Genomic DNA, 11,819 nt, shown 5'->3' with positions numbered 1-11,819 from the left:
TGAAGTAGTTAAGCCTGATCTAGCGGTACGCGAATCTCTCCCGACATGAGCTTGGGGAGAAGGGTGTCGCGAATGTTTATTAAACTTTCGATTTCTTCTACGTTTTTTAATATATTTGAATAAACTGCACTAATAATAGTATTAAATTTAGAAACAATGTCACTAGTAGGAACGGTGGTCTTCAAGTTTTGAAAGGTTGAAACAGTAATAGCATCAAAAACCGCCCCACTAGCATTCTTTTTTAAAGCTTTAATTAGGTCGTTTACTTTGAGATAAACAAACTCTTGCGTAAAATCTGGTTTCGCAATTAATGCATAACAAGACTGATTCATAGCCATTTTTTTACCCGCCATTGCTAGTTTCCCTACTGTGCCTCTTGCTGTAATAAAAACAGTTCCTACTTTATATAACTTACTGTTGCAATTTGACAACCCAAGATCAGTAACATTTTTCTCAGTTTTAATTACAAAAAATGAATTGCAAGCATCTTTAGGTGTAAAAAAAGGAATATTACCATTCCAATACTCTGTTACTTTGGTTCTAGGCGTCCCTCCACTTTGTACGTCAAAAATCTCTGTGGATTTACCTATTCTCCACCCCTTAGGGATCAACCCCAACTCACTTTCTTCAAACTCACCGCCACTGGACTTATAAGGTTCTCCGTTTTCATTAGGAAATTCAAAATCTACAAACCAGCGTTTAAATAGAGCTTGGGCCATTTCTTCAAAATTTTTGTTGATGGAATTGTTGAGTTCGATTTTGTCGTCCAAGGATGAAAGAATATCAACAATTTTCTTTTGTTCATTTAGTTCAGGAACAGGAATATCAAAGTCTTGAATCATTCCTTTGGTTAGGGCGTGACGTGTTCCTCCTGCCTGTGCTAAAGAGAGCATATAGCCCTGCATTGCATTTGTTGTCAAAATAGATTTAACAAAAAAGGGATGAATTTTAGTTCTATCTACCCTAATAATAGATACATGTTGATTAACCCTTGCAGGAAGTACTTCTTTAGGAACAATGCAACACCGACATACGGAGTCTCCTGTAATATTTAATAAAACATCATCCTCCTGTATCGTTACATTGTCTAATTTTTTTGCCTGATTCTCATCTATAAAAGCAAGACCTTCATATGCAAAAAAATGATTATAAATATTTTGACTTCGAATCAAACTAATTCCAGATTGTTTATAACTCTCTTTTCCACCAGTTGGAGTTGAACCACTACCGATTTTTAGACATAAATCATGTAACTTTTGTTTCTCCCACACTGAATCAAAACTCAAGCCCGATCCCCCCAAGCTGCTTGCGAATCTCATCTTCCAGCTGCCGCGACTTCGCGAACTGCTCCGCCAGCTCTGACGTCAGACGCGCCATTTTATCCTCGAATGGTTCGCTATCTTCTTCCACATCTTCAATCCCGACATAACGTCCCGGCGTCAAAATATATTCATGCTCCTGCACTTCCTCAAGCTTTGCTGCCTTGCAGAAGCCCTTCACATCTTCATATGCTCCCGCTTCCGCTTGTCCACGCCACGCATGGTACGTATCGGATACCTTCTTAATGTCTTCTGCGCTCAGTTCACGATGCGTCCGATCCACCATATGCCCCATTTTGCGAGCATCAATGAATAGAATCTCTCCTCTGCGGTCGCGCAATCCGCGTGGTGTCTTATTTTTCGCAAGGAACCAGAGACATACCGGAATTTGCGTCGAATAGAACAACTGCCCTGGCAATGTCACAATACAGTCAACGAGGTCGGCATTCACCAGCTTGCTGCGAATCTCCAGCTCCGCTGTCGTGCTCGTAGACATCGAACCATTTGCTAGTACAAATCCCGCAACGCCGTTAGGAGCAAGCTTGTTCACCATATGCTGAATCCATGCATAGTTTGCATTTCCTGTAGGTGGTAGGCCAAATGACCATCGTGCATCTTCCGTCAGCCTATCACCGCCCCAATCGCTAATGTTAAATGGCGGATTGGCAAGAATATAATCGGCCTTCAAGCTCTTGTGAAGATCGTTATGGAATGTATCCGCATGACTCTCCCCCAAGTTGCTGTCAATACCGCGAATCGCCAAGTTCATTTTACAAAGACGCCATGTCGTTGGATTCGATTCTTGACCATACACCGCGATATCCCCGAGCTTCCCTTGACGTTCTTCCACGAATTTCTCACTTTGCACGAACATACCGCCTGAACCGCAGCACGGGTCATATACGCGGCCTTTATACGGTTCAATCATGGCAACGAGCAACTGTACGACACTGGAAGGCGTATAGAATTCGCCGCCGTTCTTCCCTTCCGCGCTCGCGAACTTACTGAGGAAATATTCATATACTCGTCCAAGTACGTCCTGTGAACGGCTCTCTTCATCCCCAACTTTGAAAGAGAACAAGTCAATGACTTCGCCCAATCGAGATTTGTCCAATGCAGGTCTAGCGTAATCCTTAGGCAATACCCCTTTCAATGAAGGGTTCTCCCGTTCGATATCCATCATCGCTTGGTCGATAATCTGTCCGATTTCCGGCTGCTTGGCATTTTTCTTAATATTGCTCCATCTTGCATCCTTCGGTACCCAGAATATATTTGCAGCCAAATATTCATCCCGATCTTCCGGATCTGCATACGGTTCATTTTTCAATGCTTCATACTTCTCTTCAAATGCATCCGATACATACTTAAGAAATAGAAGTCCCAATGCAACATGCTTATACTCTGCGGCATCCATGCTTCCACGCAGTTTATCCGCCATGCTCCATAGCTTCTCTTCAAATCCAAGATTCGCAGTAGACATAATTCAGTAATCCCCCTTAGAATATCTCGCTGTATACGTTATTCCTCACTTGTTCCCATCTAGCCGTAGCCTGCTGGATGACAGCCAAGTATCGTTCTTTTTCCTCAATATAGCGCTGAATCAGTTCATCCTGCTCTGCTTCCGGACGAAGCGGCAGTTCAATCTCACCTACATCAACCGGATTCAAGTTCATGACTGTCGTTCCCCGCTGATAGCTCTGGATAAGCGCCATGCCTGTTGGACTTTCCAGGAAGATTTTGGCGTAATGGCTGCGTATCGTTGACTTAAACCGAATGACGATAATATTCGCAGAAGCGATTACCGTAGAATCACACTGCGGAAATACAGCCAGTTTCGTCACGGTGCCTCTGCAAGTCATGACTAGATCACCAGGAACAATCTCATAACGCTTCACTTTCCGTTCTTCCTCGTCAATCGTGTCAAGTTGTCCATGCGTCACTTCGCCATCATCAATATTGGATATATTAAGCACTTTAATCTTGCCCGGCTTCAAATCATTTTTCATAATTGACTTACCACGGAAGATTTCGGCTATCTCGCTTAATTTCACCTTCGGTACTTGCGCTTCACGAAATGCACGCAGCGCATCCTGATTGTTATCCAGCAGCAGATCAATCCGCCAATCGGCCAATGCAGCAAAATGATCGGGAGATAGCTCCGCTTCTTGTTCGATGACAAGCTCCGTTCCCCTAGCTTGCATTTGCAAAAGCTTCACTTCTTCCGGCATCCTTGTTCCTAGCATTACTTGATACATGCGAACAGAAGTGTAGGGGCGAAGAAGTCCATCCGGAAGTAATGCTATGGCATGTACAGGTGCGGCCTGATGCAGTTGCTTGCGCCAACTCGCATATTCACCAGTTTGAAACATCATCCGTGCGGGCAGCGTTACGCTTAGAATCCCGTTATCTTGCAGCAGAGGCAGCAAATGATGAACCGCTACACCTTCCGAATCCCTGATCATTATGCTCTCTTGCTCATCTATTTTCATACCGAAATGAGGTATCGCCAGTATAGCATCATACTTATCTACTAAAGGCAACGGTTGATAAGTCGTGCCTTGAATGACCGATACATTTGGATAAGGTGCAAAGTATGTTCGAAATACTTGTGCCAACAGATAACTCTCGGTCAATAACGTGATCTGATAAGAAGCCTTCTTGTAACATTGCGTCTCCCATATACCACGTATATATTTCTCTGCTTCTGCAACAAGGATATTTTTGTGCTGCTTCCGCTCGCACACCTCAATGAACATCGTCATTATATTCGTAGGCACGATGACAGTACCGGTTAACCGGTCTTGCTGTAGGGTTTGAAGCGCGTACTCTAGTAGATCTAACTGCTTACCTACATGATACAATTTAAAGAATAAGTCCCGATCGCCCGGAAAATGCCCTAACTGTTGTACTTCAACATGCTCCTTCATCCACTGGAACAACTTCTCCGGTTCGGATTCCAATTGACTAAGAACTTTCGCATCTTGTTCCAAACTCTTCCTTGTCTGAATTACACGCAATGCTTCGCGAAGAAGCTGATCTCTGGTGTAAATATCATGCAGCAAGCAAATATTCCAAAATTGTTCGATCAAATCATCACCTTCTTGCCGCTAGGTATTTATACCTTAAATATACCATTTCTAAATTTAGTATTTCAATACCAAATTTCAATTTCATTCAACAAACTAATCTCATAGAATGAAAATCTGGATTTTACTTACTTCTAATGAATCAGTTCACGAATTATTTCAAGCCTTTATTCCTAGTATGGCAATTAATTTAAAATCACGTAAAATATGCATAGTGACAACAACAAAAGCCACCTGCCCAATTTAATATAATGGGACAAATGGCTTTTCTTTATGAATTCATGTCTGTCAATGTTACAATGTCAATAAAAAATGGTAAAATATCCATAACAGAAACACTATCAACATTCGTTACATTTACCCTCACCGTTTTTCATCAATCCGACAATGGCTACAAAACAAGTGTAGGTGCAACTGCCAAAGCAGGGAAGCGCAATCCAACGTCACTCAAAGCATACTCTTCTCACTTTGTAGCTAGTGGACAAGCTTCTTGGTCTGACAACACTAGTGTTACGTACTAATACTTCATAACGAACTCAATGCTACATTAATTGTATAGGACTCTGTTCATAATAGATGAAGCGATTCTCTATGAACGGAGTCCTGAACCTGTTTAGGAGTGATACGATGAACAAGTCATTTGCCTTATTCTCTATGTTGTTTTTGCTCATAGTCTTTCAATCCGGTTGTTCTTCGTCAGAGCAGTCGCTGAGCGATGAATACAACGCCGAAACCGACTATCCCTATATGTTTCACGTACAAACAAGCGGAGCAATTATAACCACTACAGAGAATGGATATTATATATTAAACGGAAATTATATCTACTATGCCGATAAGCAAACGATGAAGCCTGTAATATTAGATAACCGTCCCGATCATTCCTGCTTAATCAGTAAAGAGAAAAGCGAAGAAAATTGTAATGCTTATGTTGCCAATGTCGGCCCTATACATCCTAAATTATTACAGTATTACAAAGGGAAATTGTATACGTCAGAAAGTCGTATAAGCAAAAAAGATGCATCCTCCATCTTTCAGCTTGTTCAGCTCGATCTCGACGGAACCAATCGCAAAGTAGTAAAGACATTTCCTCATGCTATGTTGAGTGGAATTGCGATTCATCGCGGCTTTATCTACTATGGAGCTACCGACTACGATGTCAATAGTCAGAGAAAATATCAAGTACTCCGCCTGCCGCTAGACAACTTGTCGCAAGAACCAGAAGTCTTATATGCTGGACAATTCAAAAAAGGAACCATCTTAGACATCACACCTTATGGTTCACAAGTGTATATGCTTGAGTTCACAGACAAGGGGTATCGCCCCTTGCGTTATGATCTCGCTACTTCTTCCTTATCATCACCATGGGAAAGGACGGACGATGGATTTGCTTCTATCGGTTCCATTCATAAAAATAAATTGTATTTCTCATACTATTACCCTACAGTGAAGGGAAGCAATGCGGATCTTACCGATCCACGAGCATTACGAATCTATAGCTCTGATCTGAAGGGAGAACACATCCAAGAAACCGATATAAAGCCCTCTTCCATAATTTCGATTTATTATATTGATGATCGATTCAGCTATGTTCGCCCTGCATGGTTCCAATTAAATCGAACAAAGAACATTCCTAACGAAATGACAATATACAAGAACAATGTAGCGATTCATAATGTGGATATGACGAAGTTTTCCTCAACTCAACAACCTTTTGTAGGTGATGATAGATATATGTTTATTAATGAAGACAGCGATGATAAAAAAACATATACGATGTATATACTGGACAAAAATGAAATTGAAACGGGAAAAGCAACCTTTCAACCGTTTATTGAATCACCTATGCACTTCTAAATATTCATCGATGTGAGGGACAAGCATGAGGTTACTCTACTATGAGCTGTATAAATTAGGGACAAAGAAATTACTCATAGGTTTCATACCTATTCTGCTCATCATGAATATTTCCCTGTATACCTATACCGAATGTCAGCAGAATGGATCACTCATACGTAACATGCATCATTACCAGCTTGTTGAATCAACCTATCAAAGCCAGCCCATCCAAGAAGGATATGAGACTACAAGCAGCAAATTGTTTTTTACTAGCCTACTCATCAAACAATTCATTCAGAAAATATTAGGAAAAATAGCGGCTTTCACAGAAATAAATATATTGCCTTTTTAATGATACAGTGCTAGATTGTAATTGGAAGAATATTACATATATTAAAAAACATAACATTGTTTCCTCTCATCAGGAATGACTCACATAATCAATATATTTGAGATTAGGAGGATTCTGTATGAAAGAGAAAATGAAAAAACGGATGGCGCTAGGCGCTTTAGTGTTGTCCGCAATGCTGGTGTTGCCAACAGGAGCCTTTGCTGCCAGAAGCGATAGCAAAAGTGGCACTGCTGGGGACGTGAGCACGTCTGCAAGCTTGTCTATTCACTCGGACTACGCAAATGGAAGCACCTCTGCTTCAGACCGTGCATACTGTAAAGTTGATGTCGTTTACAAATATTCTTGGGGTCTGAAGGGCTCTGTTTATAAAGCAGAAGCAAGTGACACTGCCGCTTACAGTACAAGTGCATCGGCGAGTGCAAGTTCAGCTTGGACCAACCCAGAATCTCTCAGTGCAACTGCTGCTCACCTTGTAGGTTACGGCTCAAATTCTTGGACTGCCTCTACTTCCGTAACGTATTAAATAACCTGAATACTACATGAATAATATAGGACTCTGTTCAAATGGATGAGTTGCTTATCTTCGAACAGAGTCCTGATCCTGTTTAGGAGTGATATGATGAACAAGTCATTTGCCTTATTCTCTATGTTGTTTCTACTTATAGTCCTTCAATCCGGCTGTTCCTCGTCGAAGCAGTCGCTGAGTGATGAATTCAATGCCGAAACCGACTACCCCTATATGTTTCATGCAGAAACGAGTTCAGCGCTCGTCACTGCTACAGAGAATGGATATTATATATTGAATGGAAATTATATCTATTATGCCGATAAACAAACGATGAAACCTGTGCTATTAGATAACCGCCCTGATCATTCCTGCTTAATTAGCAAAGAGAAGAGTGAAGAAAATTGCAATGCTTATGTTGCCAACGTCGGCCCTATACATCCTAAATTGTTGCAATATTATAAAGGAAAATTATATACAACAGAAAGTCATATAAGTAAAAAAGATGCCTCCTCCATCTTCCAACTCGTTCAGTTCGATCTCGACGGAACCAATCGCAAAGTAATAAAGACATTTCCTCATGCTATGTTGAGTGGAATTGCGATTCATCGCGGCTATATCTACTATGGAGTTACCGATTACGATGTCAATAGTCAAAGGAAATATCAAGTCCTTCGCCTACCGCTAGACGACTTGTCTCAAGAACCGAATATCTTATATGATGGACAATTCAAAAAAGGAAACATCTCCGACATTATCCCTTATGGTTCGCAAGTGTATATGCATGAGTTTACAGACAAAGGGTATCGCCCCTTGCGTTATGATCTCGCTACTTCTACCTTATCATCACCATGGGAAAGGACAGATGATGGATTTGCTTCTATCGGTTCCATCCATAAAAGTAAATTGTATTTTTCATACTACTACCCTACAGTGAAGGGAAGCAATGCGGATCTTACTGATCCTCGATCATTACGAATCTATAGCTCTGATCTGAAGGGGGAACACATCCAAGAAACCGACATAAAACCAAGTTCCATTATTTCACTTTATTTTGTAGATGTTCGTTACAGCTATGTTCGTCCTGCATGGTTCCAATTAAAGCGGGCAAAGGACATTCGCAACGAAATGAAAATATATAAGAACAATAAAGAGATCCACAAGGTAGATATGACTAAGTTATCCTCAACTCAACAGCATTTTGTAGGTGATGATAGATATATGTTTATTAATGATTACAACGATGATAAAAAAATATATACGATGTACATCCTAGACAAAAATGAAATTGAAACGGGAAAAGCAACCTTTCAACCGTTTATTGAATCACCTATGCACTTCTAAAATATTCATCGATGTGAGGGACAAGCATGAGGTTACTCTACTATGAGCTGTATAAAATAGGGACAAAGAAATTACTCATAGGTTTCATACCTATTCTGCTCATCATGAATATTTCCCTGTATACCTATACCGAATGGCAGCAGAATGGATCACTCATACGCAACATGCACCATTACCAGCTTGTTGAATCAACCTATCAAAGCCTGCCCATCCAAGAAGGATATAGGACTGCAAGCAGCAAGATGCAAGAACTTGAATTATTTAATCTGTTTGCATCCGAAGCTGTCATTGCAACCCACAATCCGGAATGGAAAAAAGAAATTGAAGCAAAGAAACAGCAGCAACCTGAAGCGGTCACAGCATATTTGTCCAGTCCATACGTGAATAACAATAATTTACTAAAACGTGACTTGTTACTATACAGTAAAATCGCACAACAATACAAAGCCATAATCGACTACCGTTCACGTATGCTAGAGATGCAGCAGCGAGCTGCCGACATGTTATCTGTAACTATTTTCCAGGATAATGCATCTTCTCGCAACATTCACAAAACATTGAAAGACTTTGCGCCGCTTCAACAATTACCGCTTCAGATTGGACTTGAAGAAGGCATTGTATCTTCCACATCCTTTACACCATTGGATGTAACTGTGGTAGTGTTGCTATTTCTGATCACGATATATATCTTTCATCGCGAACGCGAAGCCGGGCTTCTGCCTTTATTACATACTACTCGGCGCGGCAGACTGGACACTGCCGCTGTCAAGCTCGGCATACTCACGTTCGTGACACTCCTATTAAGCCTATTATTCTATGGCTCTATCCTGCTCGTTGCCAATTATTTATATGAATTCGGGGATTGGAATCGATATATTCAGTCGATGACATCATTCCAAGGAGCGGTACAGCCCTTAACTGTGTTGGAATACCTCCTTCAATATCTCATTTTGAAATCATTTGCTTGTTTACTGATCGCCATTATGATGGCCTTATTATTTATTGGGTCACAGCGTCCAACTCCGGTGTATGTAACTCTGTTGGCTATGCTTGGCATTAGCTTCATTTGTTATACGCAGATTCATCCTAATTCCTACGTGAACAGCTTGAAGTATCTTAATCCCGTTGCCTTTCTCGATACGTTTAACTTCATTAGCGATTACCGCAATATTTATTGGTTTGGGTATCCTGCTTCCAAAGCAACATTATCTTATATCACGGGCGGATCATTCATTGTTATAGGTACATTAGGTGCTCTCTGGCTGTACACGCTTCAACGCAGCATTGGCATCTATCTTCCATGGAGTAATGTATGGCAAAACATTCGCATCTGGACATTCCGGATTCGCCGTTCCAACAGCCTATTCCTTCATGAATGCTATAAATTGATGATCACAGGAAGAGCGTGGATCATATTAGGGATTGGACTCTTCCTGACTCTGCAAATGATCCAAACAGAGGCGCGCACATACAATCTGGAGGAAGCTATCTACAATCAGTATCTGATGAAGCTGCAGGGGCCGCTGACATCAGACAAAAAAGTGTTTATGGAGGCAGAAAGACAACGGTTCAATCAATTGGGCAATGAGCAAGCAGAGTGGGAACAGAGGTATATAAAAGGAGAAATTACACGGTCAACGTATCAGGATAAACAATTGGAATGGAAAATATTTCTGGATAAAGAGAAATCGTTCCGCCTTGTAGAAAAGCAATATCAATATTTGTTAGCTATACAAGCGCAAACCGGGCATACCGCCAGCTTTGTTAATAAGCTGACTAGCGATCAACTCTTTGACCGCCCTTCCAGAGATATTGTGCAGGGTATTTTATATCTATCCTTGCTATGTGCATTGGTAAGCCCTATATTCACGCAAGACTATCACAATAACAGTGTATTTTTGCTGCGAGCAACGCTGCACGGAAGGAGTAGATTATTCACATATAAGCTAGCTATCGCTCTTTGCTTGAGTCTTGTCCTGCTAGCGATGACTTATAGTCCTATGTATATCAATCTCACTCGTCATTATCCTGCAATCGATTGGACGGCATCGATCCAGAGCGTAGAGCAATTTGAGACATTGCCATGGAATCTGTCGATCATCAATTATGTATGTCTTGTGAACGTTCTGCAAGCGCTCGGTTGTATGCTGCTTATTCCTGTTATCCAGCTGCTTTCGATCTTTGTTCGCAAGCAGGCGCTTAGCTTAATGCTACTAACGGCGATACTCATCAGTCCGCTTGCGCTCGCATATATCGGATTCAAGCAACTTGCTTCTGTTACATTCAATGGACTGTTCCTATTGACTTCGTTCCTTCGTGATGAGAGCGCCACGATGATGGCAGCCACCTACTTCGGCAGTTTACTTGTCATAAGCGCTGGGGCCGCTGTATTTGGCTGGAGAAAGTATAACGGACAGTTCACGAGAAAGGAGTAAGCAATATGGAACTATCTATACAGCATGTGACCAAGCGTTACCAGCGTGGAAGGAAGACCGCCCTCTGCAATGTTAGCGCGACACTAACACCGGGCATTTATGGCATATTGGGACCGAATGGGGCGGGAAAGTCAACACTGATGAATCTGATCACCGATCAGATTCGTCCGGACGAAGGAGCAATCACCTATAATCAACAGCCTATTCGCAAGCTTGGACGAGCCTATCGAAATGTTCTTGGATATATGCCACAGCAGCAAGGAATATTCGGGGAATTTACAGCAAGACGCTTTCTATGGTACATCGCTGCACTCAAAGGTCTACCCGCCAAGCAAACCAAACAACGGGTGGAGCATTTACTTGACACCGTTAACTTAGCCAGCGAAGCAGACCGACGATTGAGCACGTACTCTGGAGGAATGAAACAGCGCATCCTCATTGCTCAAGCACTGTTGAATGACCCTGAAATCGTCATATTGGATGAGCCAACCGCCGGACTTGATCCAAAGGAACGTATTCGGCTGCGAAACTTTATTTCAACGATCGCCGTAAATAAAATTGTACTTATCGCTACACATGTCGTCTCTGATATTGAGTCTATAGCCAAAGAGATTCTTTTGATGAAGAATGGTCAGCTTATCGCTAAAGATACTCCACAACATATAGTTACAGCGATAGAAGGAAGCGTATATGAAGCATATATTTCTATCGATCAACTCGATCAGATACAGACAAATTATAAAGTAAGTAACATTATGACGACGCCAGAAGGCTTACAAGTACGCTTCATAAGCGAGAATGGCGTGTTGCCCATGAATATTGAAACGAGGCTTGTTCAGCCAAATCTGGAAGACTTGTATTTGAGTCAATTTGAATAGTTTGGGTGGAAGTTAAGCAAAAGGGAATATGTCGATTAAATACAATAGTTTCATAAGAAGC

The 11,819-nt window shown here is 41.5% G+C and carries 8 protein-coding genes; 5 read left to right on the top strand and 3 right to left on the bottom strand.

Annotated features, from left to right (window positions below; genetic code table 11):
• Positions 1-8: 8 nt before the first annotated feature.
• The 3 genes from ABN764_RS09695 to ABN764_RS09685 are packed head-to-tail and all read right to left on the bottom strand — an operon-like array spanning position 9 to position 4,408.
• Complete coding sequence (locus ABN764_RS09695; protein ID WP_446671739.1) at positions 9-1,286, bottom strand: restriction endonuclease subunit S; 1,278 nt, start codon at positions 1,284-1,286, stop codon at positions 9-11.
• Positions 1,276-2,799, bottom strand: coding sequence for a class I SAM-dependent DNA methyltransferase (locus ABN764_RS09690; protein ID WP_446671738.1), 1,524 nt, complete (start codon positions 2,797-2,799; stop codon positions 1,276-1,278). Before ABN764_RS09690 ends, ABN764_RS09695 begins: the two co-directional genes overlap by 11 nt.
• A gap of 16 nt (positions 2,800-2,815) precedes the next feature.
• Positions 2,816-4,408: a restriction endonuclease subunit S gene (locus tag ABN764_RS09685; RefSeq protein WP_446671737.1), complete on the bottom strand. Its 1,593-nt coding sequence runs from the start codon at positions 4,406-4,408 to the stop codon at positions 2,816-2,818.
• A gap of 624 nt (positions 4,409-5,032) precedes the next feature.
• Between ABN764_RS09685 and ABN764_RS09680 the strand changes: the two genes are divergently transcribed.
• The 5 genes from ABN764_RS09680 (at position 5,033) to ABN764_RS09660 (ending at position 11,758) form a co-directional block, all read left to right on the top strand.
• Positions 5,033-6,262 (top strand): hypothetical protein, encoded by a 1,230-nt coding sequence (locus ABN764_RS09680; protein WP_446671736.1) that lies wholly within the window; start codon positions 5,033-5,035, stop codon positions 6,260-6,262.
• Positions 6,263-6,714: 452 nt separating this feature from the next.
• Positions 6,715-7,119, top strand: coding sequence for a hypothetical protein (locus ABN764_RS09675; protein WP_446671735.1), 405 nt, complete (start codon positions 6,715-6,717; stop codon positions 7,117-7,119).
• Positions 7,120-7,215: 96 nt separating this feature from the next.
• Positions 7,216-8,445: a hypothetical protein gene (locus ABN764_RS09670; protein ID WP_446671734.1), complete on the top strand. Its 1,230-nt coding sequence runs from the start codon at positions 7,216-7,218 to the stop codon at positions 8,443-8,445.
• Positions 8,446-8,471: 26 nt separating this feature from the next.
• Entirely contained in the window at positions 8,472-10,880 is a 2,409-nt protein-coding gene (locus ABN764_RS09665; RefSeq protein ID WP_446671733.1) for a hypothetical protein, read from the top strand.
• A 5-nt stretch (positions 10,881-10,885) separates the two neighbouring features.
• Positions 10,886-11,758: an ABC transporter ATP-binding protein gene (locus ABN764_RS09660; RefSeq protein WP_251488458.1), complete on the top strand. Its 873-nt coding sequence runs from the start codon at positions 10,886-10,888 to the stop codon at positions 11,756-11,758.
• The last annotated feature ends 61 nt before the right edge of the window (positions 11,759-11,819 follow it).

This window comes from Paenibacillus wuxiensis (genome assembly GCF_040195695.1).
In the GTDB taxonomy this organism is placed as follows: Bacteria; Bacillota; Bacilli; order Paenibacillales; family Paenibacillaceae; genus Paenibacillus_B; species Paenibacillus_B suaedae.
Note: the sequence above shows the minus strand (reverse complement) of the source record. Positions and strands in the feature narration are given on the sequence as shown.